Below are 26,215 nucleotides of genomic sequence, written 5' to 3'. Positions count from 1 at the left end.
CCCGGCACCGGCCGCACCGCCGAGCTGCACGCGCTGCTCGAGCGCCTCGCCCGGCACGACCTCGGCGTCGCCCGCGCGGTCGAGCCGCACCTGGACGCGCTCGCGATCCTGGGCGAGGCCGGCCTCACGCCCCGCGACCTCGGGGTCGACGACGACGCGGTGTGGGGAGTCTTCGCCGCGGAGGGCGGTGACGAGCCACTCGTCGCGACCGCGCAGGGCGAGCACTGGCGGCTCGACGGCGTGAAGCCGTGGTGCTCCCTGGCCGACCGGCTCGACGCCGCCCTGATCACCGCGCACGTCGGCGACGCCGAGGGCGAGCGCCGCCTCTTCGCCGTGCGCCTGCGCGACGGCACGGCGACCCCGGAGGCGGGCGCCTGGCACGCCCGCGGCCTCACCGAGATCCCGAGCGGGCCCGTGCGCTTCGCCGGCGCCGCAGCCCGCGCGGTCGGCGCGCCCGGCTGGTACCTCTCGCGGCCCGGCTTCGCCTGGGGCGGCATCGGCGTCGCCGCGTGCTGGCTCGGCGGGGCGCGGGGCGTCGCCGCCGCGCTGGCCCGCGCAGCCGCGCGCCGGGAGGATCCGCACCTGCTGGCGCACCTGGGCGCCGTGGACACCGCGCTCTCCGCCGGCCGGCGCGCGCGCTCGACGAGGCCGCGGCACTCATCGACGGCGGCCGGGCCGAGGGCGCCCGCGGCGCACTGCTGGCCAAGCGGGTGCGCGCGACCGCGGCGGGAGCCGTGGAGGAGATCCTGCTCCGCGCCGGCCGCGCCCTGGGCCCGGCTCCGCTCGCACTCGACGCCGAGCACGCCAAACGGGTCGCCGATCTCGCGCTCTACGTCCGCCAGCACCACGCCGAGCGCGACGACGCGGCGCTCGGCCGCGCGGTCCTCGCGAGCGGCGAGGCGGAGCAGTGGTGAGCCGCGTCATCGCCTTCGACGGCCACCTCGAGGGCACCCCGGTCGAGCGCTGGAGCGCGGACGGGCGGTGGGACCGGCTGCCCGCCCTCGCCGCCGAGGCGCTCTCCGCCGTCGCGCGCGTCCTGGTCGTCGTCGCGCACGCGGACGACGAGACCCTCGGCTGCGGCGGGACCATCGCCCTGGCCCGGCGCCTCGGCACGCCCGTGGACGTCGTGATCGTGACGGACGGCGGCGCGGCGCACGGCGCCTCCTCCCCCGCCGCGGCCGCGGCGTTGGTCGCCGAGCGCCGCGGCGAGGTCCGCGCCGCACTGGACGAGCTCGGCGACGGCATCGGGCTCGCCTTCCTCGATGTGCCGGACTCCGGGACTCCCGAGCACCGCGACCGGATCCGTGCCGAGGTGCTCGCCCGCGCCGCCGCCGCGCCGGGCGCCGTCCTGCTGCTGTCGACCTGGACCGGTGACGGGCACCGCGACCACCGCGTCGTCGGCGAGGTCTGCGCCGAGGTCGCGGCAGAGCTCGGCCACCCGCTGCTCGCCGCACCGATCTGGCTCTGGCACTGGGCGGAGCCGGACGACGAGGAGGTGCCGTGGCGGGCGCTCGTCCGCGTCGCGGCCGACGACGAGCTGCGAGCGCGCAAAGCCCGCGCGCTGGCCCGCTACCCGAGCCAGACGGCGCCCGGACCCGGCGGATCCGCGGCCGTACTGCATCCGCGGTTCCTCCGCGCGTTCGCCGGCGACGACCGCCTGATCCGGGTCCGCTGATGGCGACGGCGGAGCTAGCGCACGGAGCGTCCCCCGACAAGGGGCGGAGCGACGCCGCGATCCTGCCTAGGCTCGCGGGGACGCGCGGGCACGGTCCCGGCGGCGAGGACACGGGGATGAGCTACTTCGACGAGCTGTACGAGCGGCACGAGGACCCCTGGGGGTACACCAGCCGCTGGTACGAGGAGCGCAAGCGCGCCCTCACGCTGGCGAGCCTGCCCGAGCGCCGCTACGGCTCCGTGCTCGAGATCGGCTCCTCGATCGGCGTGCTGGCCGAGGCGCTCGCCGAGCGGGCGGAGCGGCTGCTCGCGATCGACGTCTCGGCCGCCGCCGTCGAGCGCGCCGCCCGGCGCCTGGCTCCGCTCGAGCACGTCCGCGTCGAGCACCACGACATCACCCGCGGCGTTCCGGAGGGTCCGTTCGACCTGATCGTGCTCTCCGAGGTGGGCTACTACCTGGGCCGGGAGGCGCTGGAGCGCACGCTCCGCGGCGTGCGCGACCGCCTCTCCACCCCGGGCGAGCTGGTCACCGTGCACTGGCGGCACGCGATCGCGGGGCTCGAGCTCGACGGCGACTCGGTGCAGCGGGCCGTGGGCGAGCTCGGACTGCGGCGGATCGCCCGGCACGAGGAGGAGGACCTGCTGCTCGAGGTGCACTCGCGCGACGGCCGCTCGGTCGCCCGCCGGACAGGGCTGCTGTGACCCGGATCGAGCAGCTGCTGGTCGTGGTCCCCGCCCACGACGAGCAGGCGAGGATCACCGCCGCCGTCACCTCGGTGCGCCGGAGCGCGGAGCATCTCGCGCGGACGCACCCGTCGGTCGCGGTGCGGCTGGTCGTCGCGGCCGACGGCTGCTCCGACGAGACCGTCGAGCGCGCCCGGGCTGCGGGCGCCGAGGTGCTCGAGCTGGAGCGCTGCGGGGTCGGAGCGGCCCGCGCGGCCGGAATCGCGCACGCCCTCGGCTCTTCCTCCGACTCCGCCACCGCCTCCGACCCCTACGCCGCCCCCGACCGCGTCTGGATCGCGAACACCGACGCCGACACCGTCGTCCCCCAGGACTGGCTGCTCGAGCACGTCGAGCACGCGCGCCTCCACGACGCGCTCGTGGGCACGGTGCGCCCGGACCCGGACGACGTCTCGCCGGAGATGTACGGGCGCTGGCTGCGCGCCCGCGAGCGCGAGGAGTCGATCGGCAGCATCCACGGCGCGAACCTCGGCGTGCGTGCGAGCTCCTACCTCGCGGCGGGCGGCTTCGGTGCCGAGCCGCTGCACGAGGACGTGCTGCTGGTGGAGCGGCTGCGCGGAGCCGGCGCCCGGGTGGGCGCGACCGATCGGGGCGAGGTGACCACCTCGGGCCGGCGGTGGAACCGGGTCGACGGCGGCTACGGGCCGTACCTGCACGAGCGCTTCGCCGACACCCCGGTGCAGGCGGCGCCGCACTGAACCTCTGCACCGATCGTCTGATAGAACGCGCGCGACGAAGCAGATCAGCGCTGTCGCTGTCAACGGTCTAGCCCTGAATTGTCACGGCATCCGCAGGAGAGTGGAATAGGGGCCGAGCACGACCCTGTGCTCTCTCCGATGGAAGGGTCACCGCATGAATCCCCGCCTCGTCCTGCTGGCGCTCGTCGCCCTCGCCGCGTACGTCTTCGGCGCCCGCGCCGGTCGCGGACGCTACGAAGAGCTCCGCCATCTCGCACTCGGTGTGTGGAACGACCCGGCCACGAAGAAGACGCGCAAGAAGCTCAAGAAGACCTCGAAGCGCGAGGCGAAGCACTTCTCCGCGGTCGCCGACAAGGCCCGCGCGAAGGTGCAGCGCTCACTCCGCTGACCGACAGCATCTGCAAGGACGCCTTCACGACAGGCGTTGACGCTCGCACCGGAACGGCCGGTCGAGCACACTACGAAGGAGACACATCATGGGCATCATCGGTTGGATCGTTCTCGGCCTCATCGCCGGCGCACTCGCAAAGCTCATCCTGCCCGGCAAGCAGGGCGGCGGATGGATCATCACCATCATCCTCGGCATCGTCGGCGCCCTCCTCGGAGGATTCATCGGCGGCGCGCTCTTCGGGCGCGACGACCCGATGGGCTTCAACCTCGTCAGCATCATCCTCGCGGTGGTCGGCGCGATCATCGTGCTGCTGATCTACGGTGCGATCACCGGACGCAAGTCCCGCGCGTAATCACGCGACTCCCGAAGGCCCCCGGCATCCGTGCCGGGGGCCTTCGTCGTTCCCTGCAGCCCTGACGGCGCCGGACGACCGCCGATGTTCGCCGGACGCGCAAGGCCTTGCACCTGGGAGGCCCCGGGGCGTGAACTGGACTCCGGCCGCATGCTCTCCGACGCGGCCGATCCCCGGACGAAAGGACGCTCGAGTATGAGCACGGACAACACTGTCCCCACGATCACCCTCAACAACGGAGTCGAGATCCCGCAGCTGGGCTTCGGTGTCTTCCAGATCGACCCCGCCGAGACCAAGGACGCGACTCTCGCCGCTCTCGAGGTCGGCTACCGCCACATCGACACCGCCGAGATGTACGGCAACGAGGCCGGCGTCGGCGAGGCCGTGCGCGCCTCCGGCCTCGACCGCTCCGAGGTCTTCGTCACCTCGAAGCTCAACAACGGCTTCCACGCCCGCGAGGACGCCCTGCAGGCGATCGACGACACCCTCGCCGAGCTGAAGTTCGACTACGTCGACCTCTTCCTCATCCACTGGCCGCTGCCGAAGGTCGGCGACTACCTGGAGACCTGGAAGGCGATGGAGGAGATCTACCGCAGCGGCAAGGCGAAGGCGATCGGCGTCTCCAACTTCCAGACCAACCACCTCAACCGGCTCCGCGCCGAGGCGACGATCGTCCCGGCCGTGAACCAGATCGAGGTGCACCCCTTCCTCACGCAGGAGGAGCTCCGCGCCTACGGCGTTGAGCACGGCATCGCGACCGAGGCCTGGTCGCCGATCGCGCAGGGCAAGGTCCTGGACGACGAGGCGATCGTGCGCATCGCGCACAGCGTCGACCGCTCCCCCGCGCAGGTCGTCCTGCGCTGGCACATCCAGCGCGGCGACATCGTCTTCCCGAAGTCGGTCACCCGCAAGCGCGTGGAGGAGAACTTCGCGCTCTTCGACTTCGAGCTGGACGACGAGTCGATGACCGCGATCTCCGCGCTCAACCGCGACGAGCGCACCGGCCCGAACCCGGACGAGTTCAACTACATCCCGAGCTGACCCGGGTCGTCGGAGCCGGCACCTCCGGCTCGCACGAACGCCTCCGGCTCGCAGGATCCTCGGATCCCTGCGAGCCGGAGGCGTTTCCGCGTGCCGGAGCTCGTGTGGGACACCTCCGGCACGCAGAAACGGCCTCGGCACGCGGGAACCGACGATTCCCGCGAGCCGGACACGGAACCACGAGCCCAACGTCTGCCCGGCACACCTCCGGCACGCGGAAACAGCTCCGGCACGCCGAAACCGACGACTCCCGCGAGCCGGACGCGGAACCACGAGCCGAACCTCAGCCCGGCACACCTCCGGCACGCGGAAACAGCTCCGGCACGCCGAAACCGACGACTCCCGCGAGCCGGACACGGAACCACGAGCCCAACGTCAGCCCGGCACACCTCCGGCACGTGGAACCTGCCTCGGCACGCCGGAACCGACGATTTCCGCGAGCCGGACACGGAACCACGAGCCGAACTTCAGCCCGGGACGCCTCCGGCACGTGGAACCTGCCTCGGCACGCCGGAACCGACGATTTCCGCGAGCCGGACACGGAACCACGAGCCCAACCTCAGCCCGGCACACCTCCGGCACGCGCAAACGGCCCCGGCTCGCGGGATCCGAGGATCCCCGCGAGCCGGAGCCGTTCCGGCGAGCCCGAGGTCAGCGGGCCTGCTGCGAGTCGCGCCAGGAGTGCTCCGGGGCGTAGCCGAGCACCTCGCGGGCGTGGTCGATCGAGAGGAGCGTGTCGTTCACGCCGAGGTCGCCGTGCAGCTCGACGCCGGGGAAGACCTCGGCGACCAGCTCGGCGTTGGGGCGGGTCATCACGGTGTCCGCCGCGGCGATGATGAAGCGGTCGAAGCCCGGCGTCCCGTGCTGGAGGGCCTTCTCGACCGCCTGCGCGCCGTCGCGACCGTCGATGTAGCCCCAGAGGTTCCACTTGCGGAGCATCGCGTCGGAGTCGAAGGACGGGAACTCGGCGTAGTCCGCCTCGTCCATCACGTTCGAGAAGCGCAGGCCGATGATCGTCAGGTCCTCGTGCCAGCGGCAGAGCTCGATCGCGAGCTGCTCCTCGAGGTGCTTGGTGAGCGAGTAGACCGACTCCGGGCGGGCCGGGTACTTCTCGTCCACCGGGATGTAGGGCGGCGGCACGTCGAACGGCAGGCCGAGCACGGTCTCGCTGGAGGCGTAGACGATGGTCCGGATGCCCGCGCGGATGGCCGCGTGGAAGACGTTGAACGTCGCCGTCATGTTGTTGTGGAAGGTCGCGATGTCGGGGACGATGCCGGGCGCCGGGATGGCGGCGAGGTGCACGAGGGCGTCGATGCCGTCGTACTGGTCGCCGACCGCCTGCAGCGCGTCGATCACCTGCCCGTAGTCGGCGACGTCGATCCGGACGAAGCCGGCTCCGCGGTCGCCCGCGCGGTCGAGGTTGAAGACGTCGTGGCCGGACTCGCGGAGGCGGGCGACGACGCTGCGGCCGAGTTTGCCGGATCCACCGGTGACTGCGATTCTCATGCCCCGAACGCTAACGGGCCCGGCCGCCCCGGGCGAGGGGCTGGCGCTTCAGCCCGCGACGTGGAGGGAGATGCCGCCGCCGACCTCGGGCGTCGTCTCGTCGGCGACGAGCTCGGTCCAGCGGCGCAGCACGGCGGCGCCGGCCTCGTCGTTGATCGCGCCGTCGACCACCAGGATCGGGTAGGGCTTGTCCGGCACTCCCTCCGCGGGGCGCACGTCGACGTGGGCGACGTCGTAGGCGTGCTCGGAGAGCCAGTCGGCCATCGCGTAGTCGCTGCGGGAGTCGCCGACCGTGCGCCAGCGCTGCGGGATCGGCCCGGTGGCGCCGAGCAGCTCGACGGCGCGCTGGGCGCCGAGGTCCTTGCCGAGGCGGTTCGACTCGATGTCGGTGGAGATCACCGTGGGGTCGATGCGGTACTCGACGGCGCCGGTGTCGTTCGGGTAGCGGATGCCGCGGCGCTCGACGCCGAGGCCGGCCGCGGTCATGATCTGCAGCGCGTCGGCGTCGAAGACGAGCTGGCGCTCGAGGTAGTCCTCGCTGGAGAGGTCGACGAGCTGCTCCGCCGAGACCATCGCGCGCTTGGTCTCGTCGAAGAAGACGAGGTCGTCGTAGTCCTGGCGGATCATCCGCTCGAGGTCGCGGGCGACCGCCGCCGGGATCGCGAGCGATTCGTCGACGATCGGCTCGGAGGTGCCGCGGTAGTCGACGGTGAACCAGACGGCGCCCTTCTCGCAGACGCAGACGATCCGCGCGTCGGCCGAGACGCCGCGCTCGAGCAGCGGGGGCAGCACCCGCTCGCGCAGGAACGCATCGGATCGGCCCGTGTTGAACACGAGCGGGATGCCCGCGTTCGCGAGCGCGACGAGGTCGTCGGCGATCGAGTCGATGGCGATCGTGCGGCTGATCGGGCTGGCGATCGGGCCGTCGACGTCGAGGAGCAGGCCGAGCGGAGGCGGGGTGGAGGTCATCGGGGTCCATTCTGCCGTGCGGGCGAGTCCGGCCGCCTCCCGCGAGATGCCACTTGTGCGCGCTTTTCTCGGCGTGTCGCGTGCACAAGTGGCATCTCGCGGAGGGGAGGGGCTACTCGGACGTGGTCAGGACGAGGGTGCGTCGCGTCACCGTGCCGTCGGCGGACTCGACGGCGAGGGTGATCAGGGTCTCGGCGTCGCGGCAGGGGACGGCGAGGGCGGAGTAGCCGGTCGCGGAGAGGTCGACGGGGGCGCCGGACTGCGCGTCGGTCGTGCCGACGGCGAGGCGGGCGGCGACGCCGCCCTCGGTCTGCCAGGAGAGCGCCACGGGGACGGAGGCGGTGCGATCGCCCGCGCAGTCGATGGTCGTGGGCGAGGCGGTGAAGGAGACGACGGCCGGCGCGGCGGTGGAGCCGGGGGCGGGCGAGGCGACGATGCCCTCGCTCGGAGAGGTGTCCGAGGGGGCGGCCGTGGTGGGGGTGGTCGTCTCCGTCGCGGGTCCGCTGGTCTCGGTCTCGGTGGTTCCGGGTTCGGTGGGCGCGGTCGACGGGGCGGTGGCGGAGGGGGCGACCGGGGTCGAGGTCGGGGCTCCGGCGCCGTCGGCCGGGCGGACGAGGAGGACGATCGCGACGATCACGGCGACGACGCCCAGGACCGCGAGGACGATCCCGAGGGTGCGGGCGGTACGGGGCGGCATCGGGACTCCTCGGTGGTGCGGGTGCGGTGGTGCTGTCGTGCGGCGGTGCAGGGGAAGAGCTGCGGGAGGGCCGGCGGATCGTGCTCGCCGGCCCTCCCGCAGCGGAGGCTACGCCTCCTCGACCTCGCGGCGGCCGCGGGCGATCAGCAGGGCGCCGAGACCGAGCACGACAGCACCTCCCGAGAGCAGCAGCCAGGGGCCGGTGTCGACACCGGTCGACGCGAGGCCGCCGGTGCCGGGGTTCGCGACGGGAGCGGCGGTCGCCGTGGCGGTCGGCTCAGGAGCCGCGGTGGGCGCGGTCGTCGGAGCGGCGGTCGCGGTCGGCTCCGGAGTCGCGGAGGGCTCCGGGGTCACCGTCGGCTCGGGAGTCGCCGTCGGCTCAGGAGTCGCCGTCGGCTCAGGAGTCGCGGTCGGCGTCGCCGTCGGCTCGGGCGTCCCCGGCAGCTCGACGGCCGGGCCGTCCGGCGCCACGGCGAGCAGCGCCCGGGCGACGTCGCTGAACGCGCCGACCGGGTGGTTGCGGAACAGCGGCGAGGTGCCGAAGAGGACGCCCTCGGTGTTCGACCCCGTCACGAAGGAGACGACCGAGGCCTGCCCGGCCGCGTCGCTCCGGGACTGGCCCTCGGCGTCGACCCAGTGGCCGGCGACGAAGGTGTCCTCAGCGGCGTAGCTCTGCTCGACGGTCACGGCGAGGTCGAAGCCGTCGAACCACAGCGCGGGCGAGACGAACGCGGTGTCCTGCGGGTAGTCGCCGAGGATCCCGTCGGCCGGGGTCTCGACCGAGACGATGCCGTTGGATCCGCCGGTGCCGGTCTGCGCGGTCAGCGTCGCGAGGCCGAAGTCGGTCACGAACGCCGCTCCCGCCCCGCCGCGGCCCACCACGTCGCCGCCTGCCCAGAGGAACTCCTCGACGGCGGTGCGGCCCGCGGCCTGCTCCGGGGTGAACGACAGCGCGCGGCCCACGAGCAGGACGTCGACGTCGGACAGAACGGTCTCGCCCGAAGTCAGCGAGTCCGCCGTGACGGCGACCGCGTCGGCGAAGCCGAGCTTGGCCAGCGCGTCGCGGTCCTCGTGCGAGCCGGAGTAGGCGACGCGGACGGCGGAGAGCGCGGTGCCGTCCTCGTCCTCGATCCGCTCGGCGGTGGTCGCCGTGAAGTCGACGCCGAACTCGGCGGCGGCGGCCTTCGCGGCGGCGAGGCCGTCGGCGTCGGCGCGCAGGGCGATCGTGCCGTCCTCGAACTGCTCGAGCGCGACTGCGGCGCCCAGGAGCGCGTTCACCGCCTGGTACTCGAGCACGCCGCGCGGCTCGAAGGCGAGGTAGTCGGCGTCGGCGGGGACGCTGCCGCTCGGGGCGATCGCGGTGACCGGCTCGAGCTCGACCGCGGGCATCGGGTCGAGCGTGGAGCCGACCGGGATCACGTCGGCGCCCCAGAGCAGCGAGAGGCTCCAGGCCGAGACGTCGTACATCTCGGGCACGCGCTCGGAGATGTCGGTGCCGTCGGAGAGCAGCACGTTCGCGAGGCCGCGGACCGGCTGGTGCATGTCGACGACGTAGGAGCCGGCGGCGTAGGTCGTGCCGCCCGCGGTCATCGCGGTCGTGGTGCGGTCGACCTCGACGCCGTGCGCGAGCAGCTGCGCGACGAGGGTCTCGGCGTCGGAGGAGGAGCGCTGCGCGTCGCCCGCGGGGATGACGTAGGCGCGGGGGTACTCGGTCGTGTAGACGTCGGTCTCGTCCCAGATCTCGGTCCACTCGGTCGGCGTGCCGGCGGGCAGGTCGGCCGCGGTGACGTCGGCGGGGATCTCGACGGCCGGGGCGCCGGTGACGCCGCGCTCGAAGATCTGCACCTGGTTGCTCAGCAGAGCGTCGCGGTTGGCCTCGATGTAGTCGACCGAGGCGTCCATGACGATCCCGGCGACCTCGATGTCGATGTCGGCGTTGGCCTGGCCCTGGGCGATCTCCTCGGGCGTCCCGTTGGGCGTGCGGCCCAGCGGGAGCTCGACCGTGTTGGTGATCGCGCCCTGGAAGGCGACGTACTGGGGTGCGAAGATCGGGGGCCAGTCGTCCCAGCCGGCGCGGATGTCGCGGTAGGGGATCAGGATCTGGCCGGTGTTCTCGGTCGTGACGCTGCCGTCGGCCGCCTTGTAGGTGTTGCCGGGCACGTCCGCCTCGACGACGCGGCGCTCGATCTCGAGCGCGGTCGCGTAGGCGTGCGGCAGGAACAGGTCGTACTCGTAGTTCTCGCCGTGCGGCGGGCCGCAGGGCTCGACCTGGAGGATGCCGGTGTAGCCGTGGATGTCGATGAAGTAGGTCGGCTGGAGGACGCTGGAGAGGTCGCGGATGACCGCCGCCTCGTTGGTCGCGCCCGTGATCATGTCGCGGTTGGGGTCGTAGCCGGCCGCGACGGCGCGCTGGCCGAGGGCCCGGCCGTCGGGGTTGTTGGTGACGGTGAAGTAGAGGCGGTTGCCCTCGAGGAGCGCCTCGGTCTCGGCGTCCTCGGCGGTGGCCACCTTCTCGATGTAGTCCAGGATCGCGTCGGATCCCTCCCACTCGTTGCCGTGGATGTTGCCGTTGAACCAGGTCGGCACCTTGTACTCGGCCATCAGCTCGGCGTCGGCGGCGGCCGACTCCGGCTCGTTCTTCAGGCGGTCGCGCCATTCGGCCTGCTGCGCGGTCTCGGCGGCGGACTCGGGCGCGGTGACGGTGACCAGGTAGATGTCGCGGCCGAGGCCGGACTTCCCGACCACCTGGGTCGAGACGCGGTCGGAGCGAGCGGCGAGGTCGTTGAGCGCCGGGGCGATCTGGTCGTACGGCGTGACGCCGCGGGTCAGCGAGGCGTCGGTCGGGTCGACCGCGACCTCGGTGAGGGCTTCCCGGTAGGGGTAGCTCGCGGGCTCGGTGATCGGCGCCGAGGCGGGGCGGACGAGGTCCACCCGCTCGAAGGAGGAGGGCGCGGCGGCGGTCGGTGTCGCGGTGGTGGTCGCTGTCGCGGCGGGCGCGATCAGCAGACCGCCGGCGGCGAGCGCGAGGGCCGCGCAGCCGGAGGTCAGGGCGGTGCGTGTTCTCAAGCGGAGATCTTTCGTGTCGGAGGTCGGCGCGGACGAGGCTCCGCGCTCGCTCCTGCGTCATCGACCTCGGAGCAACGTGTGAACCCTCTCAGGAACCTATGCCACCCGTGTTTCCGGCACGTGTCACGCCCGGCCCCCCTCCGCGAGATGCCACTTGTGCGCGGATTTCACGGCGTGTCGCGCTCATATGTGGCATCTCGCGGAGGGGGTCAGCCCAGGACGAGGGAGAGGAGGAGGGTCATGCCGAGGGCGAGGACGGAGGCGAGGGAGACGCCGACCGTCACGGACTTGAGGGCGCCGCGGACGGACTGGCCGAGGAAGCTCTGCAGCAGCCAGAACGTGTTCGAGGTGACGTGGATGCAGAAGAGCGCGCCGGAGCCGGCGGCGAGCGCGATCAGCAGCGGGTCGAGACCGAGGGTCGCGGCGACGGGGGCGACGACGCCCGCGGCGGTGATCGCGGAGAGGGTCACCGAGCCGACGGCGATGTGCAGCACCGCCGCCATCACCCAGACCAGCAGCAGCGGCGCCGAGGCGTTCGCCGAGAAGTAGCCCTTCAGCACTTCGCCGAGGTCGCCCTCCGCGATCACCGCGGCGAGCGCCCCGCCGACGCCGGTGAGCAGGAAGATCTGCCCGCCGTCCTGGAAGCCCTTCGCGACCGCCTTCTCCATCCGCGCGGTGCCGACGACCGAGCGGCCGACGACGCCGGTCGCGATCACGGCGAGCAGCAGCGCGATCACCGGATTGCCGAGGAACTGCAGCACCGGCACGTCCGCGCCGGCGACCGACAGCACGGCCTGCGCGGCGATCAGGAGCAGGGCGAGCAGCATCGGCGCGAACAGGAGCAGCAGCGGGCGCTCGCGCGGGGCGTCCGGGTCGCGCTCGGCGGGGGCGTCCGATCCTCCCGAGACCGCGGAGCCGGACGAACCGTCCGAGGAGACGGGGCCTGAGAGGACGGGGCCCGAGGAGACGGGGCCCGAGCCCGCCTCCGTGCGCTCCCCCGCCGACACGGTCGCGAGCCCCGCGGTCTCGTCGCGCACGACGAGCTGCTCGTCGCGCGCCGGGTCCCAGAAGCCGAGGCGGAAGGCGAGCGACATCAGCAGGATCGTGACCACGACGGTCGGCGCGACCACCGCGAATCCGCCCAGCAGCATCACGCCGAGCGGCACGCCGAGCAGCCCCGCGAGCGCCACTGCCGCGAAGCCCGGGACCATCATCACGATGCCCATCTCGAGGCCGACGGCGAAGGTGACGGCGACGATGCCCGTGCCGGCGCGGCCGAGGCGCGGCGCGATGCGGCGGGCGAGCGGTGCCGCGATGACGATCAGGGCGTCGACGAAGATCGTCTGCAGGTAGGTGGCGAAAGAGAGGCCCAGCGCATAGGGGATGCCGCGCTTGCCGAAGACCCGCAGCAGCCCCTCGACGAGCCGCACGACGGCGCCCATCTCGTTGAGCATCGCCCCGATCAGGACGCCCCAGCCGATCAGGAGCCCCGCCTCCATCATCACCTCGCCGAAGCCGCGGGTCATCGTCGAGACGGTGTCGACGGGGCCGAGGCCGGTGAGCAGGCCGATGGCCGCGGCGCCCACGGCGAGCGCGAGCACCGGATTGACGCGGAAGCGGACGATCGAGACGACGACCGCGACGATGACCAGGGCGACGACGCCGAGGGTGTACCACTCCGGCATGACGCCTCCTCCGCCCGCGGCGGCGCGAGCCTCTCACACCCTAGGGGTGCGCACGCAGGACACGAGCGCCACCGCGCGGGTCTGCCGCGTGCGCCGGGCCGTGTCGTTTACTCCTGACCCCTGCGGTCCTACGGTGTGCGCATCGGCGATTCCCGCCGTCGCGGTCGGAGCCGCGGATCGTTCGACCCGCAGCACTGCTCTGCCCGCACCCCGAGTGCAAAGGAGCACCTCGTGAACAAACGCCTCCTCCTCACCGCGGCCGCCGCCGTCGCGGTCACGACCCTCGTCTCGGCCCCCGTCGCCCAGGCCCTCCCCTCCCCCCTGTCCTTCGTCTCCGTCACCGATCGAGCGACCGGACTCGTCTCGCCGCTCAGCTTCGCCGTCGACGCGGGCGGCACCGCCTTCGTCGCGCAGAACTTCGCCGGAATGCTGACGAAGGTCGGTCCGACCGGCGCCACCTCGACGCTGGTCAGCGCGCCCGGCACCGAGATCGGAGCCGTCTCGGTCCACGGCTCCACCGTCTACTACAGCGAGGGCGTCCAGGAGGAGGGCGAGGCGCTGCTGCGGTCCGTGCCGACCGGCGGCGGAGCGCCGACGACCGTCGCCGACCTCGGCGCGTACGAGGCGAGCGCGAACCCCGACGCGGGCAACAGCTACGGCTTCCTCGGCCTGCCCGCCGAGTGCGCCGCCCAGGTGGATCCGGAGATCGCCGGGCCCGCCTCCTACACCGGCCGGATCGACGTGCACCCCTACGCGTCGGCAGCGACCAGCGCCGGCGTCTACGTCGCGGACGCGGCCGGCAACGCGATCCTGAAGGTCGCGCCGAACGGCGTCGTCTCGACCCTGGCGGTGCTGCCGCCCACGGCGCCGATCACGATCACGGCGGAGCAGGCGGCGGCCTTCGGCTTCCCGGCCTGCACGGCCGGCTACCGCTACTCGTTCGAGCCCGTCCCGACCGACGTCGAGGTCGGCCCCGGCGGCTGGCTCTACGTGTCGACGCTGCCCGGCGGACCGGAGGACGCCAGCCTCGGCGCCCGCGGCTCCGTGGTCAGAGTGAACCCGGCGACCGGTGAGATCCGCACCGTGGCCACCGGCCTGCTGAGCGCGACCGGCCTCGCGGTCGACCGCGTCACCGGCACCGTCGTGGTCACCGAGCTGTTCGGCGGCCCGAACGGCACGGGACGCGTGGCGCTGATCCTGCCGCGCACCTCGACGCCGGTCACCGGGCTCGCGGTCGTCTCGCCCGCGGCGATCGAGCTGCGCGACGGCGCTCTCTACGTCGCCCGCAACGCGTTCGTCCTCTCGCCGGAGGGCGCCCCTCAGCCGATCGGCACCCTGACGGTCGCGCGGCTACGCGGCTTCGGAGCCGCGATGAACGCGATCGACTGACGCCGGCTGCACTTCGCTGAGATCCGCTGAGTCGCCTGGGAGGGCTCGTTCTCCACCCCGGGAACGAGCCTTCTCGGGCGACTCGATCGCGGGGCCCCGGTGCCCAGGAGGAGGCAATAGCGTGGCGGGATGGCACTGACGCTTCCCGAGCCCCGGCTCCCCTCGCTCCTCGACTCCCCGGTCCTGCGCTGGGGAGTCCTCGCCCCCGGCTCGATCGCCGGCACCTTCGTGTCCGCGCTGCAGAAGCACACCCGGCAGCGCGTCGTCGCGGTCGGCTCGCGCTCGCAGGAGCGCGCCGACGCGTTCGCGCGGCGCTTCGGGATCGAGCGGGCCTCGGTCGGCTCCGACGCGGTCGTGAACGACCCGGAGGTCGACGTCGTCTACATCGCCTCGCCGAACTCGGAGCACGCGCGCCAGGCCCTGCGCGCGATCGCGGCCGGCAAGCACGTCCTCGTCGAGAAGCCGTTCGCCACCACGGCGGGCGAGGCCGAGATGATCGTGCACGCGGCCCGCGACGCCGGCGTCTTCGCGATGGAGGCGATGTGGATGCGCTACCTGCCGCAGATGGACGTGGTGCGGCAGCTCCTCGCGGACGGCGCGGTCGGCGCTCCGGCGCTGGTGTCGGCGGACTTCGGCGCGGCGTTCGCGTTCGACCCGGCCAGCCGCATCTTCGACCCGGCGCTCGCGGGCGGCGGTCTGCTCGACGTGGGCGTCTACGCCTCGTCGTTCGTCTCGATGGTGGCCGGGGCTCCGCAGAGCACGGTCGTCGCCGGTGCGCTGACCTCGACGGGAGTCGACGCGATGGCGACCATCGTCGGGCGGCACGCGCGCGGCGTCCAGTCGGTCGCGACGTCGACCGTGCTGGCCGACACCCTGCACGCGGCGAGCGTCGCGGGCAGCGAGGGGCGGATCGACGTGCACCCGTCGTTCTGGACGCCGAGCGGCGTCACGCTGACCCGCGGCTCCGAGAGCGCCTCGTGGCGCGACGAGACCGGGCTGCAGGGCGGCGAGGGGCTCGCCTGGGAGGCGGTGCACCTCGCGCAGTACGTGGCGGAGGGGCGCACCGAGTCGCCCGTGCACCCGCTGGAGGAGACGGTGCAGGTGGTGCGGACGCTCGACGAGGCGCGGCGGCGCCTCGGGGTGCAGGTCTGATCGGCTGACGTTCGATCTGCAGGTGATCCGGCCACGCCGGGCCCGCTTCACGCGCGGGAGAGCGCGATCCGGCGTGGATCGCCTGCAGATCGAGCGAGCACCCGCCGAGTCACCCCGCCGGCAGCTCCACGCGGAAGCTGGTGCGGCCCGGCTCCGACTCGACCAGCACCCGCCCGCCGTGCGCGTCGACCACCGCGGCCACGATCGCCAGGCCCAGCCCGGTCGAGCCGGTCGTGCGCGCGCGGGACGAGTCGCCGCGGGCGAAGCGCTCGAACAGCACCGGCACCAGCTCCGGCGCGATGCCCGGTCCGGAGTCCGTCACCGTCACCACCGCGAGCGGCCGGCCCTGCGCGTCCCGGTCCTCGGCGAGCGCCGCGACGACGCGCGTGCCCGGCGGCGTGTGCACGGTGGCGTTCCGCAGCAGGTTCGCGACCACCTGGTGCAGCCGGAAGCCGTCGCCGCGGATCTCGATCGGCTCCTCGGGCAGCTCGAGGTCCCACTCGTGGTCCGGGCCGGCGACGTGCGCGTCCGAGACGGCCTCGATCAGCACCATCGTCAGGTCGACCGGCTCCTTCTCCAGATCCCGGCCCTCGTCGAGGCGGGCGAGCAGGAGGAGGTCCTCGACCAGCGAGGTCATCCGCGTCGCGGCCGACTCGATCCGGTCGAGCGAGTACTCGGCCGCCTCGGAGAGCTCGACGTCGCCGCGGCGGGGCAGCTCGGCGTAGCCGCGGATCGCGGCGAGCGGCGTGCGCAGCTCGTGCGAGGCGTCGGCGACGAACTGGCGGACCTTGTTCTCGCTCGCCTGGCGCGACTCCAGCGCACCGCCGACGTGGTCGAGCATGCGGTTGAAGGCGGCGCCCACCCGGCCGACCTCGGTGCGGGTGTCGGCGTCCTCCTCCGGGACCCGCTCGATCAGCTCGACCTCGCCGCGCTCGAGCGGCAGCTCGGCCACGCGGGTCGCCGTCGCCTCCACCCGCTCGAGGGGCCGCAGGGCCACCCGGATGATCGCGGTCGCGATCAGCGCGACCACGAGCATCGCGAGCAGCACGACGATCACCACGACGGTGGTCAGGGTGCGGAGCGTGTCCTCGGTCTCGCCGAGCGGCACCCCGACGATCACGATCGAGCCGTCGATCACGCGCGCCTCGGCGCGGTACTGGCCGAGGGCGGCGCCGAGATCGAGAGTGGTGGCGTCGCCGGTGTCGGCGACCGCGGCGGCGAGGACGGAGTCGGCCGGGTCGGCGAACTCCTGGCAGGAGCCGGAGCTGTCGATGTACGCGCCGGTGAAGGCGCCGCTCGCGTTCAGCACCGCCGTGATCGTCTGGGTGTCCTGGTTCGGCCGCCCGGCGAAGTCGCCGCTCGGGCAGGTGGTCGCCCGCTCGATCGCGCTGGAGCCGGCGAACTGGCTCGGCCCGTCGAAGCCGGCCAGCCGGTTCAGCGACTCCGAGAGCTGCGTCTCCGCGTTGTCGTAGAGGATGCCGCGCAGCGACAGCACGCTGACCGTCCCGACGATCCCCGCCGTCACCGCGACCAGCGCGACGACGGCGACGACCATCCGGCGCCGCAGGGTCCACGGCGTGCGGCGGGCGCCCCGCGAGCGGCGCAGCGCCGAGCGGGTCGCGAAGTCGCCGAGTGTGGGCCGCAGCCGGCCGCCCTCGGTCGTCACTGCTCGGCGGGCTTCAGCAGGTAGCCGGCGCCGCGGACCGTGTGGATCATCGGCGAGCGCCCGGCGTCGATCTTCTTGCGCAGGTAGGAGATGTAGATCTCGACGACGCTCGACTTGCCGCCGAAGTCGTACGACCAGACCCGGTCGAGGATCTGCGCCTTGCTCAGCACGCGCCGCGGGTTCCGCATCAGGAAGCGCAGCAGCTCGAACTCGGTGGCGGTCAGCTCGATGTCGGTGCCGGCCCGGCGCACCTCGTGGCTGTCCTCGTTCAGGACGAGGTCGCCCACGACGACCTCGGGGTCGTCGACGTCGTTGGCGAGCAGGGTGGAGCGGCGGATCAGCCCGCGCATCCGGGCGACGAGCTCCTCGAGCGAGAACGGCTTGGTGACGTAGTCGTCGCCGCCGGCGGTGAGCCCGGCGATCCGGTCGTCGAGCGCGTCCTTGGCGGTGAGGAAGAGCACCGGTGTCTCGCTGCCGTCGGCGCGGATCCGCTGGAGCACCTGCAGCCCGTCGATGTCGGGCAGCATCACGTCGAGCACGATGACGTCCGGCCGGAACTCGCGGGTGATCGTGATCGCGGAGCGGCCCTCGGCCGCTGTGCGCACCTCCCAGCCCTCGTAGCGCAGCGCCATCTGCAGCAGGTCGGTGAGGGTGCTCTCGTCGTCGACGACGAGGACGCGGATCGGCGTGCCGTCCGCGCGCTTGAGGCGGGTGCGCTGCGCGGAGGCGAGATGCTTCGAGGGGGCGGGGGTGCTCATGACTCCCCAGTATCAGGAGTTTCCTATGAGCACGCTATGGGCCGCCGATGGCTGTGCTGTGCGCGGCCGGAGGACGGGCGTCCACGGCGGAACCGCTTCGCGTCTCGGTGGTGAGCGGAAGGACGCGGCGGCGGCCCTCCATGCTGGTCGAGTAGCCCCGAAGGGGCGTATCGAGACCCGCCGTCCCCAGAGGGTCGGGCCCGCAGACTCGTCCTTCTGGCGCTGGTGGATCTCGATACGCCCGCTGCGCGGGCTACTCGATCAGCAGGGGTTCGCCGCTCTAGTGCTTCGGCTCCGGCGCCGGCTCGTCGGCCGGGTCCGCGTCGAGCGCCTCCGGGTCGACGACCGCCGAGCGGGCGTAGCCGCGCACGCGCCGGTCGATGAAGGTCGCGAACCAGAGCAGCACGCCGATCACGAGCAGCACGCCCGCGATCTCGTACTGCGCGAGGTCGCGGCCGGAGGTGATCGGCAGCACCAGGTAGAGGCAGGCGATCGCGCCGAGCACCGGCAGCACGGTCGGCGTCCGGAAGTGCTGGTGCTCGACCGGCTGGCGCCGCAGAACGAGCACCGCGACGTTCACCACCGCGAAGACCGCGAGGAGCAGGAGCGACGTGGTGCCGCCGAGCAGGACCGCGATCGGATCGGACGGGTCTCGCGACACGTACGCGGTGAGCAGCAGCGCGAGGACCGTGGTGAACAGGATCGCCGCCCACGGCGTCCGCCGGCCGCGCAGCACGTTCTTCAGGAACGGCGGCAGCACGCCCTGCTTGCTCATCCCGTAGAGCAGGCGGCTGGCCATCATCATGTTGATCAGGGCGCTGTTCGCGACGGCGAAGAGCGAGATGAAGGGCAGCAGCGTCGAGATCGGGAAGTCGGGCGCGGCCGTCTCGACGACCGTCACGAGCGGAGTGTCGTTGCCGGCCAGCTCGCCGATCGGCACGATCGCGACGGCGAGCGTCGAGACCAGCACGTAGACGACGGCGGTGATGCCGAGGCCGGTCAGCATCACCCTCGGGAAGATGCGGCTGGGGTCCTTGGTCTCCTCGGCCATGTTGACCGAGTCCTCGAAGCCGACCATCGCGAAGAAGGCCAGCGACGTCGCGGTGCTGATCGCGAGCAGGAGCGACTTGTCCTCGGGCGTCTCGAACGCGACGACCCGCGAGAAGTCGGCTTGACCGCCGAAGACCGCGAAGAAGCAGACGAAGATCACCAGCAGCAGGCCCGACAGCTCGATCAGGGTGAGCACGACGTTGAGGCCGACGCTCTCGGCGACTCCGCGCAGGTTCACCAGCGCGATGCAGACCATGAAGATCAGCGCGATGCTCAGCCGCGTGACCGCCCCGTCGCCGAGGCCGAAGCCGATCGCGAAGTTGCTCGCGAAGGCGCCGGAGGCGGCGCTCGCCGAGGTGATCCCGCTCGCCATCACCGTGAAGCAGACCAGGAAGGTGACGAAGTGGATGCCGAACGCCTTGTGCGCGTAGAGCGCCGCTCCCGCCGCCTGCGGGAACTTGGTGACGAGCTCGAGGTAGGAGCAGGCGGTGAGCGTCGCGACGACGAAGGCGATCACGAACGGCAGCCAGGCCGCGCCGCCCACCTCCGAGGCGACCTGCCCGGTGAGGGCGTAAATGCCGGTGCCGAGGATGTCCCCCACCACGAACAGCAGCAGGAGCTTGGGGCCGAGGACCCGCTTGAGCTCGGGGGTTGCGGTCTTCTCGCTGGTCGCCGTCATGTCGCGCCTCCATCGGTTCCGTGGGCGCGAGCCTAGGGGCCGGGCGGGAGGCGGGGGAAGGGCTGCGGGCGGATCGCCGCGCACGCGCCTCGTCGAGCGTCGGGCCTCGTCGAGCCTCGTCGAGCGTCAGGCGTCGTCGAGCGTCAGGCCTCGTCGAGGTCGCCCGCCGCGCGGCGCAGCCGCAGCAGCACCTGCAGCTCCAGTGCGCGCCCCCGCCAGTCCGGCCCGAGCAGCCGGTCGAGCGTCGCGAGCCGCTGGTAGACGGTGTTGACGTGCACCCTCAGCGCGGTCGCTGTCGGCGTGGGCCGGCGGCCCTCGTCGAGGAAGACCTCGAGCGTCTCGATCAGCGGCACGCCGCGCGCGGCCTCCTCGGCGAGCACCGGGCCGAGCTCGCGCGCGGTCTGGTCGCGCAGCTCCCGCCGGCCGGTGCGGCTGAGCAGCACCGCGAAGACGCCGAGGTCGCCGGCGCGAGCCAGCACGGCCCCGCGCCCGAGGGTCGTCATCACCCGGGCGGTGCGGCTGGCCTCGGCGTGCGCCGCGCGGAGCGCCGCCGGCTCGAGCACCGGACCGGCGAGCCCGGCCGCGGGCGCGTCGGCGCCGCCCCAGCGGGACGCGAGGTCGAGATCGGCCGGCAGGACGAGCACCAGCTGGCCCCGGTGCACCGCCGAGGCGACGCGATCGCCGAGCCGGAGGCCCTCGACGAAGCGCCGGGCGCGCTCCGGGTCGCCGCCCGCCACCACGACGAGGTGCGGCCGCCGCGGATCGAGCCCGGCGCCCCACCAGCGCCGGCTCTCCGCCGCCGGGTCCTCCTCGCTCCGGCTGAGCAGGTCGATCGTGGCGATGTCGCGCCCGAGCTGCACCGCCCGCGCCGTCGCCCGCGCGCCGGCCAGCGTCAGCGCGATCAGCGGCGCCGCGCGCTCGACGAGCAGCACCGCGTCGACGACCGGGCCGGCTCCCCCGCTCCCGCCCTCGGCGCCGTCGACGACCAGCGCACCGAAGAGGGTGCCCGCCGCCAGCACCGGCTGCACGACCGCGGCCCCGACCTCGAGGCGGCCCGCCGCGCCCGACTCCGCGGCGAGCGCCAGCGCCTCGCCGATCGGCCCGCCGCCGGGGTGCGCGAACCAGCGCACCGGCGCGTCGGCCATCGCCTGCACCCGCTCCACGAGCGAGTCGGGCTCGCCGCCCGCGAGCACGGCCGCCGTCAGCTCGGCGTCGAGGTGGAGGGTCGCCGCCAGTCCGTCGCGGGCGTCGCGCAGCTCGCGCGCCCGGCCGGCGTTGTCGAGTGCGATCGCGGCGTGCGCGGCGAGCGCCGTCAGCAGGCTGATCTCGTGCTCGCCGAAGCGGCGCTCCTCGCGCTTGGCCGCGAGCAGCACGCCGAGCACCTGCCCGCGCACGCTCAGCGGCACGCCGAGCAGCCCGCGGATCGACTCCGCAGCGGCGGCGCGGTCGGCGCTCTCGTCGTGCAGCAGGGTCTCGTCCACGGCGTAGTCCGAGGTCCAGCGGGGCGCTCCGGCCGTGACCACGGCGCCGACCAGTCCCGCCGTGCTCGTCAGCCGCACCCCGACGAGGTGGGCCGACCGGTCGCCGCTCGCGACCCGGATCTCCAGGTCGCCGCCGGTGAGCAGCGCGACGTAGGTGAGGTCGACCCCCAGCAGCCGCCGCGCCTGGTCCACCACCTCGACCAGCAGCGCGCCGGGGTCGGCGACGGAGGCGAGCCGGCCCGCGATGTCGTTGAGGGCGGCGAGCTCGACGACGCGGTGCCGGCGCTCCTGCAGGAGCAGCGCGATCTCGATCGCCGACCGCGCCTCGGCCTCGGCGGCGGCCGGGTCGGCGCCGGATGCGATCAGCGCGGCGCGGTGCGCCTCGAGCTCGGGGACGTCCGCCTGGTCCGCGAGGAGGTCGAGCCACTGCTGTCGCACCATGGAGGCATCCTCCACCCTGGGGCTCGAGGATGGAAGGTCCGTCCATTGCCCGGGAGAGGGAGGAGGACCGAGAGTGGAGCGTCCCCGAGCGGCACCGCCGCCCCCAGCTCAGGAGCCCCCATGAACAACGTCGTTCCCCCTTCCGAACCCCGCGTCTCCGACGTCGCGCCGACGCCCGGCGCGACCGGCCCCGCCGCCGTCGCCGAGAACCCGCCCCTCGTCACCGGAGTGCCGCGCCTGCGCCGCCTCTCGGTCGGACTCGCCCTCGTCTACGTGGCGATCCTCGCGATCAACTCCGGCGGGCTCGGCATCCTGATCCCGAACCTCGTCGCCGACCTCGACGCCGCGAACAAGATCGGCAACCTCGCGATCGTGACCACGGTCGCCTTCCTCGCGAACGTCGTCGCCCAGCCCGTCGCCGGAGCGCTCTCGGACGCGACCCGCTCCCGCTTCGGCCGACGCACGCCGTGGATGGTGGGCGGCGCGCTGCTCGCCGCCGGCTTCGTCCTCGGCCTGCCGCTGGCGAGCTCCGTGATCATGGTCGCCGTGATCTGGCTGGTCGTGCAGCTCGGCCTCAACGCCCTGCAGGCCGCCGCGACCGCGCTCGTGCCGGACCGCTTCCCCGCGGCCAAGCGCGGCGGTGTCTCGGGCATGATCGGCCTCGGCATCACCGTCGGCAACGCGGCCGGCGCGGTCATCGCCGGCTCGACCGTCGGATCGGGCGCGCTGCCCTACGTCGTCCTCGCCGTGCTCGTCCTCGTCGTCGTCGCGCTCTTCGTCGTCGTGAACCCCGACCGCTCGAGCCGCGACGAGGTCGCCGCTCCCCGCCAGACGCTCGGCGAGTTCCTCCGCGGCTTCTGGGTCGACCCGCGCAAGCACCCCGACTTCGCCTGGGCCTTCGCCGCGCGCTTCCTGATGGTGATCGGCTTCTACGGCGCGCAGACCTTCGGGCTCTACATCCTGCGCGACTACATCGGCCTGAGCGACGAGGCCTCGAACGGCTTCGCGGCGCAGATCGGCGTCGTCCTGCTCCTCGGCGTCCTGATCTCCGCCCTGACCAGCGGCGTGCTGTCCGACCGGATCGGCCGCCGGAAGCCCTTCATCGTCTGGGCCTCGGTGATCATGGCGATCGGACTCGCGGTGCCGCTGGTCATGCCGACCACGACCGGCGTCCTGATCTACAGCTTCCTGCTCGGCCTCGGCTTCGGCGCCTACATCTCGATCGACCTCGCCCTGATGACCGAGGTGCTGCCCGTCTCGATGACCTCCGGCGCCAGCACCGCGGGCCGCGACCTCGCGATCCTCGGCCTCGCCACGACCCTGCCGCAGGCGCTCAGCCCCTCGATCGCGGCCGGACTGGTCTCGCTCACCGGCGGCTACCCGGTGCTCTTCGTCTCGGGCATCGTGTTCGTGGCACTCGGTGCGCTCGCCGTCCTCCCCATCAAGTCGGTGCGCTGATCGACCCGGCCCCGGGACCCGCGGCGGGGTCCCGGGGCCGCCCCCTTCCCCCTTCCACCCCCTCGAGAGAGCACGGACCCTCATGCGACTGAGCACCACGACGACCGGAGACGGCGAGCGCCACCTCGCCCTCGTGCACGGCCTCGGCGCCGACGGCGCGACCTGGGCGCCCCTCACCGAGCGGCTGGTCGCGACCGGCGCGTACACGGTCACGACGGTCGACCTCCGCGGACACGGAGCGAGCGACCGCGCCGACTCCTACCGGCTGGACGACTTCGCGGGCGACCTCGTCGAGACCCTGTCCGCGGGCCTGGACGGCGTGGTCGGCCACTCGCTCGGCGGGTCGGTGCTCGTGCGGGCGGTGGCGCGACTGCGCCCCGCGCGGGCCGTCTACCTCGACCCGGGCTTCGCACTCGCGCTGCCCACGAGCGGAGTCGCCGGACGGCTGTTCTGGGCCGTCCCGCAGCTGACGATGGGCGCGGCCGGTCTGATCCAGGCGCGCAAGGGCGCCGCGGTCCGGCGCGGCTATCCGGCCGCGATCCGCGCCTCGCTGGACGACGCCCGCCGGCGCTTCGACGCCTCGATGGCGATCGGCGTCTTCCGCGACGTCGCCTTCCATCCGGTCGTGGTCGGCGCCCCGGCCGTGCCGTCGTCCGTGGTCCTCTCGGACGACTCGCCCGCCGTGCTGCCCGACGCCGTGGCCGATCGGCTGGCGTCCGCGGGCTGGACGATCCGCCGCCTGCCCGGCGTCCACCACGACCTGCACCTGGAGGCGCCCGATCGCGCCTTCGCCGAGATCGCCGCCCTCCTCGCGGCGCCGACGGGCTCATCGGGACCTGATAGCCGCTCGCGACACCCCGCATAGCGGGCGTTCCTACTGTCGGAACGTCGAGCGGACCCCACCGCCGGCCTCCCCCGACCGAAGGACGCCATGTTCGCCACCTATCTCCGGCGAGAGCTGACCAACCGCCGCCGGCAGACGATCATCATCGCCGCCGGCATGGCCCTCGCCATCGCCCTCGTGATCCTCGTCACCTCGTTCTCCTCCGGCGTCCGCAGCGCCCAGGCCTCGGTCCTCGAGTCCGTCTACGGAGTCGGCACCGACATCACCGTCACCCAGGCCGCGACCGCACCCACCGAGGGCGAGGCGCCCGGGCAGCGGTTCGACTTCGGCTCCACCGACGGCACGACGGACGACGGCACCACCTCCGTCAGCCAGTCGCGCCTCGAGGCCGACCGCGGCACGACCACCTTCGACGCCTCCGCCGTGGCGACCGCGCAGGGCGTGACCGACGTCTCCGCCGCCATCGGCGTGCTCGCGCTGAACAACACGACCTTCAGCGGCGAGCTCCCGGACTCCGCCCAGCAGGGCGGCACCGGCGGTACCGCCGGCCAGGGCGGCACCGCCCCCGCGGCCGGCGAGGCGCCGACCGGCGGCCCCGACGGCGCGGGCGGATCCTCCTTCGGCGTCGACTCCTTCTCGGTGCTCGGCCTCGACCCGGCCGGCTCCGCGATCGGCCCGCTGGCCGACGTGAGCCTCACCGACGGCCGCACCTTCACCGCGGAGGACGCCGGCCAGAACGTGGTCGTCGTCGACTCCTCCTACGCGACGACGGCCTCGCTGTCCGTCGGCTCGACCGTCGACATCGGCGGCACCGACTTCAGCGTGATCGGGATCGTCACGAGCGACTCCACCGACGCGAGCACCGCCTCGGACACCTACATCCCGCTCGACGTCGCGCAGACCCTCTCCGGCCAGGCCGGCCTGATCTCCTCCGTCTACGTGCAGGCCGCGTCCTCCGAGGACATCTCCTCGATCCAGACCGCGCTGCAGACCGCCCTGCCCGACGCGACCGTCTCGACGCAGGCCGACCTCGCCTCCAGCGTCTCCGGCTCGCTCTCCACCGCGGGCGATCTCGTGGCGAACCTCGGCACCTGGCTCTCCCTGCTGGTGCTCGCCGCCGCGTTCCTCATCGCGATCCTGTTCACCGTCTCCGGGGTCACCCGCCGCACCCGCGAGTTCGGCACCCTCAAGGCGATCGGCTGGAGCAACGGCTCCATCGTCCGCCAGGTCGCCGGCGAGTCCGTCGTCCAGGGCCTGATCGGCGGCGCCGCGGGCATCGTGCTCGGACTGATCGGCATCGCGATCGTGAACGCCGTCGCGCCCACGCTCTCGGGAACCTCGACCAGCACCTCGGCGATGGGGGCGGGCGGTCCCGGCGGCGGCTTCGGCGGAGGCGGCCCCGGCGCCGCGCAGACCGCCGCGGCCACCGAGGTCGCGCTCTCGCTGCCCGTCACCGTGCCGGTGATCCTGCTCGCGGTCGGCCTCGCCGTCCTCGGCGGACTGCTCGCCGGGGCGCTCGGCGGCTGGCGCGCCTCGCGCCTGCGCCCGGCCGCCGCGCTCCGCTCGGTCGGCTGACCCCCTCTCATCCCCTCGTCTCCCGTCCCCTCGTCTCCCGTCTCCGGAAGGACACCCCCATGTACACCCTCACGAACGTCACCAAGAGCTACGACGGAGCGAAGACGAAGGTCACCGCGCTCAAGGACGTCACCCTCACCATCCCGGACGGCCAGATGGTCGCCGTCCAGGGCCCGACCGGCGGCGGCAAGTCGACGCTGCTGCAGATGCTCGGCGCGCTCGACCGGCCGACCTCGGGCACCGTGGTCCTCGGCGAGCACGAGGTCTCCTCGGCCGGCGACGGCCGGCTCGCCGACGTGCGGGCGAAGGAGGTGGGCATCGTCTTCCAGAGCTTCAACCTGATCCCGACGCTCACCGCGCTCGAGAACGTCGAGACGGCGCTCGCGCCGCAGCGCATCCCGTCCGGCGAGCGGGCGTCGCGGGCGCGGGCCGCGCTCGACTCCGTGGGACTCGCCGACCGGCTCGACCACCTGCCCGCCGAGCTCTCGGGCGGTCAGCAGCAGCGCGTGGCGATCGCCCGCGCGCTGGTGAAGAACCCGAAGGTGCTGCTGGCCGACGAGCCGACCGGCGCCCTCGACGAGGACACCCGCGACGACATCATGACCCTGCTCGAGACCCTCTGGAAGGACCTCGGCCTCACCCTCGTGATCGTCACGCACGACTCCGCCGTCGCCCGCCGCGCCCAGCGCCGCCTGCACCTCTCGGGCGGCCGCGTGAAGGACGTCGCCTGACGCGACCCCGCCCGCTGCGCGATCTCGATACGCCCGCTGCGCGGGCTACTCGATCAGCAGGAGACGAGCGTGCCCCGCTCCTTTGCTGGTCGAGTAGCCCCGCAGGGGCGTATCGAGACCCGCCGTCGCCAGAACTCCCGGCGTCGGCGGATCTCGATACACCCGCTC

Annotated in this window: 22 protein-coding genes; 13 read left to right on the top strand and 9 right to left on the bottom strand. The window is 73.4% G+C overall.

What is annotated here, in order from left to right; translation table 11 throughout:
* Positions 1-734 precede the first annotated feature (734 nt).
* From GSU72_RS21450 to GSU72_RS04685, 7 genes are all read left to right on the top strand, one after another.
* Positions 735-914, top strand: a complete 180-nt coding sequence (locus GSU72_RS21450; RefSeq protein ID WP_244255972.1) for a hypothetical protein — start codon at positions 735-737, stop codon at positions 912-914.
* On the top strand, positions 911-1,675 hold the full coding sequence (locus GSU72_RS04710) for a PIG-L family deacetylase (RefSeq protein WP_159984031.1): 765 nt from the start codon (positions 911-913) through the stop codon (positions 1,673-1,675). Before GSU72_RS21450 ends, GSU72_RS04710 begins: the two co-directional genes overlap by 4 nt.
* Before the next feature lie 116 nt (positions 1,676-1,791).
* On the top strand, positions 1,792-2,376 hold the full coding sequence (locus GSU72_RS04705; protein ID WP_159984030.1) for an SAM-dependent methyltransferase: 585 nt from the start codon (positions 1,792-1,794) through the stop codon (positions 2,374-2,376).
* The gene (locus GSU72_RS04700; RefSeq protein WP_159984029.1) at positions 2,373-3,116 is read left to right on the top strand and encodes a glycosyltransferase; all 744 of its coding nucleotides are present in this window, start codon (positions 2,373-2,375) and stop codon (positions 3,114-3,116) included. Before GSU72_RS04705 ends, GSU72_RS04700 begins: the two co-directional genes overlap by 4 nt.
* A 154-nt stretch (positions 3,117-3,270) precedes the next feature.
* Positions 3,271-3,504 carry a hypothetical protein gene (locus GSU72_RS04695; protein ID WP_159984028.1) on the top strand — a complete coding sequence of 78 codons (234 nt, stop codon included), beginning with the start codon at positions 3,271-3,273 and terminating at the stop codon, positions 3,502-3,504.
* A gap of 88 nt (positions 3,505-3,592) precedes the next feature.
* On the top strand, positions 3,593-3,859 hold the full coding sequence (locus GSU72_RS04690; protein ID WP_056041656.1) for a GlsB/YeaQ/YmgE family stress response membrane protein: 267 nt from the start codon (positions 3,593-3,595) through the stop codon (positions 3,857-3,859).
* 195 nt (positions 3,860-4,054) lie between these two features.
* The gene (locus GSU72_RS04685) at positions 4,055-4,900 is read left to right on the top strand and encodes an aldo/keto reductase (protein ID WP_159984027.1); all 846 of its coding nucleotides are present in this window, start codon (positions 4,055-4,057) and stop codon (positions 4,898-4,900) included.
* A 651-nt stretch (positions 4,901-5,551) separates the two neighbouring features.
* Here GSU72_RS04685 and GSU72_RS04680 read toward each other — a convergent pair.
* The 5 genes from GSU72_RS04680 to GSU72_RS04660 all read right to left on the bottom strand — a co-directional run bounded on the left by GSU72_RS04680 (position 5,552) and on the right by GSU72_RS04660 (position 12,823).
* Complete coding sequence (locus tag GSU72_RS04680; RefSeq protein WP_159984026.1) at positions 5,552-6,406, bottom strand: NAD(P)-dependent oxidoreductase; 855 nt, start codon at positions 6,404-6,406, stop codon at positions 5,552-5,554.
* A 48-nt stretch (positions 6,407-6,454) separates the two neighbouring features.
* Positions 6,455-7,375 carry a hypothetical protein gene (locus tag GSU72_RS04675; RefSeq protein WP_159984025.1) on the bottom strand — a complete coding sequence of 307 codons (921 nt, stop codon included), beginning with the start codon at positions 7,373-7,375 and terminating at the stop codon, positions 6,455-6,457.
* Positions 7,376-7,487: 112 nt separating this feature from the next.
* Positions 7,488-8,072 carry a hypothetical protein gene (locus GSU72_RS04670; RefSeq protein ID WP_159984024.1) on the bottom strand — a complete coding sequence of 195 codons (585 nt, stop codon included), beginning with the start codon at positions 8,070-8,072 and terminating at the stop codon, positions 7,488-7,490.
* A gap of 108 nt (positions 8,073-8,180) precedes the next feature.
* A complete protein-coding gene (locus GSU72_RS04665; protein WP_159984023.1) occupies positions 8,181-11,138 on the bottom strand; it encodes a M14 family zinc carboxypeptidase in 2,958 nt (985 codons plus the stop codon).
* A 209-nt stretch (positions 11,139-11,347) separates the two neighbouring features.
* Positions 11,348-12,823, bottom strand: coding sequence for an SLC13 family permease (locus tag GSU72_RS04660; protein WP_159984022.1), 1,476 nt, complete (start codon positions 12,821-12,823; stop codon positions 11,348-11,350).
* 231 nt (positions 12,824-13,054) lie between these two features.
* Here GSU72_RS04660 and GSU72_RS04655 point away from each other — a divergent pair, with 231 nt between their 5' ends.
* Both GSU72_RS04655 and GSU72_RS04650 read left to right on the top strand, forming a co-directional pair.
* The gene (locus GSU72_RS04655; protein ID WP_159984021.1) at positions 13,055-14,212 is read left to right on the top strand and encodes a ScyD/ScyE family protein; all 1,158 of its coding nucleotides are present in this window, start codon (positions 13,055-13,057) and stop codon (positions 14,210-14,212) included.
* Positions 14,213-14,341: 129 nt separating this feature from the next.
* A complete protein-coding gene (locus GSU72_RS04650; protein ID WP_159984020.1) occupies positions 14,342-15,364 on the top strand; it encodes a Gfo/Idh/MocA family oxidoreductase in 1,023 nt (340 codons plus the stop codon).
* A 109-nt stretch (positions 15,365-15,473) separates the two neighbouring features.
* Here the strand turns inward: GSU72_RS04650 and GSU72_RS04645 are convergent, their stop codons facing one another.
* The 4 genes from GSU72_RS04645 to GSU72_RS04630 all read right to left on the bottom strand — a co-directional run bounded on the left by GSU72_RS04645 (position 15,474) and on the right by GSU72_RS04630 (position 21,439).
* A complete protein-coding gene (locus tag GSU72_RS04645; protein ID WP_244255971.1) occupies positions 15,474-17,030 on the bottom strand; it encodes a HAMP domain-containing sensor histidine kinase in 1,557 nt (518 codons plus the stop codon).
* The gene (locus GSU72_RS04640) at positions 17,027-17,788 is read right to left on the bottom strand and encodes a response regulator transcription factor (RefSeq protein ID WP_159984019.1); all 762 of its coding nucleotides are present in this window, start codon (positions 17,786-17,788) and stop codon (positions 17,027-17,029) included. The genes GSU72_RS04645 and GSU72_RS04640 overlap by 4 nt, the downstream gene beginning before the upstream one ends.
* Positions 17,789-18,068: 280 nt before the next feature.
* Complete coding sequence (locus GSU72_RS04635; RefSeq protein ID WP_159984018.1) at positions 18,069-19,517, bottom strand: APC family permease; 1,449 nt, start codon at positions 19,515-19,517, stop codon at positions 18,069-18,071.
* A 143-nt stretch (positions 19,518-19,660) separates the two neighbouring features.
* Positions 19,661-21,439: a GAF domain-containing protein gene (locus GSU72_RS04630; protein ID WP_159984017.1), complete on the bottom strand. Its 1,779-nt coding sequence runs from the start codon at positions 21,437-21,439 to the stop codon at positions 19,661-19,663.
* A gap of 120 nt (positions 21,440-21,559) precedes the next feature.
* Between GSU72_RS04630 and GSU72_RS04625 the strand changes: the two genes are divergently transcribed.
* The 4 genes from GSU72_RS04625 to GSU72_RS04610 all read left to right on the top strand — a co-directional run bounded on the left by GSU72_RS04625 (position 21,560) and on the right by GSU72_RS04610 (position 26,047).
* A complete protein-coding gene (locus GSU72_RS04625; protein ID WP_159984016.1) occupies positions 21,560-22,897 on the top strand; it encodes an MFS transporter in 1,338 nt (445 codons plus the stop codon).
* Between the two features lie 82 nt (positions 22,898-22,979).
* Positions 22,980-23,762: an alpha/beta hydrolase gene (locus GSU72_RS04620; RefSeq protein ID WP_159984015.1), complete on the top strand. Its 783-nt coding sequence runs from the start codon at positions 22,980-22,982 to the stop codon at positions 23,760-23,762.
* Between the two features lie 66 nt (positions 23,763-23,828).
* Complete coding sequence (locus GSU72_RS04615) at positions 23,829-25,316, top strand: FtsX-like permease family protein (RefSeq protein WP_159984014.1); 1,488 nt, start codon at positions 23,829-23,831, stop codon at positions 25,314-25,316.
* A gap of 59 nt (positions 25,317-25,375) precedes the next feature.
* Positions 25,376-26,047, top strand: a complete 672-nt coding sequence (locus GSU72_RS04610) for an ABC transporter ATP-binding protein (protein WP_159984013.1) — start codon at positions 25,376-25,378, stop codon at positions 26,045-26,047.
* The last annotated feature ends 168 nt before the right edge of the window (positions 26,048-26,215 follow it).

It is taken from the genome of Rathayibacter sp. VKM Ac-2760, assembly GCF_009834185.1.
Lineage (GTDB): Bacteria > Actinomycetota > Actinomycetes > Actinomycetales > Microbacteriaceae > Rathayibacter.
This window is presented reverse-complemented; position numbering and strand designations above follow the sequence as displayed.

Coding starts and splice junctions, on each gene's coding strand:
- GSU72_RS04705 (WP_159984030.1), top strand. CDS start 1,792: ATGAGCTACTTCGACGAGCTGTACGAGCGGCACGAGGACCCCTGGGGG.
- GSU72_RS04695 (WP_159984028.1), top strand. CDS start 3,271: ATGAATCCCCGCCTCGTCCTGCTGGCGCTCGTCGCCCTCGCCGCGTAC.
- GSU72_RS04690 (WP_056041656.1), top strand. CDS start 3,593: ATGGGCATCATCGGTTGGATCGTTCTCGGCCTCATCGCCGGCGCACTC.
- GSU72_RS04685 (WP_159984027.1), top strand. CDS start 4,055: ATGAGCACGGACAACACTGTCCCCACGATCACCCTCAACAACGGAGTC.
- GSU72_RS04680 (WP_159984026.1), bottom strand. CDS start 6,406: ATGAGAATCGCAGTCACCGGTGGATCCGGCAAACTCGGCCGCAGCGTC.
- GSU72_RS04675 (WP_159984025.1), bottom strand. CDS start 7,375: ATGACCTCCACCCCGCCTCCGCTCGGCCTGCTCCTCGACGTCGACGGC.
- GSU72_RS04670 (WP_159984024.1), bottom strand. CDS start 8,072: ATGCCGCCCCGTACCGCCCGCACCCTCGGGATCGTCCTCGCGGTCCTG.
- GSU72_RS04660 (WP_159984022.1), bottom strand. CDS start 12,823: ATGCCGGAGTGGTACACCCTCGGCGTCGTCGCCCTGGTCATCGTCGCG.
- GSU72_RS04650 (WP_159984020.1), top strand. CDS start 14,342: ATGGCACTGACGCTTCCCGAGCCCCGGCTCCCCTCGCTCCTCGACTCC.
- GSU72_RS04640 (WP_159984019.1), bottom strand. CDS start 17,788: ATGAGCACCCCCGCCCCCTCGAAGCATCTCGCCTCCGCGCAGCGCACC.
- GSU72_RS04635 (WP_159984018.1), bottom strand. CDS start 19,517: ATGACGGCGACCAGCGAGAAGACCGCAACCCCCGAGCTCAAGCGGGTC.
- GSU72_RS04630 (WP_159984017.1), bottom strand. CDS start 21,439: ATGGTGCGACAGCAGTGGCTCGACCTCCTCGCGGACCAGGCGGACGTC.
- GSU72_RS04625 (WP_159984016.1), top strand. CDS start 21,560: ATGAACAACGTCGTTCCCCCTTCCGAACCCCGCGTCTCCGACGTCGCG.
- GSU72_RS04620 (WP_159984015.1), top strand. CDS start 22,980: ATGCGACTGAGCACCACGACGACCGGAGACGGCGAGCGCCACCTCGCC.
- GSU72_RS04615 (WP_159984014.1), top strand. CDS start 23,829: ATGTTCGCCACCTATCTCCGGCGAGAGCTGACCAACCGCCGCCGGCAG.
- GSU72_RS04610 (WP_159984013.1), top strand. CDS start 25,376: ATGTACACCCTCACGAACGTCACCAAGAGCTACGACGGAGCGAAGACG.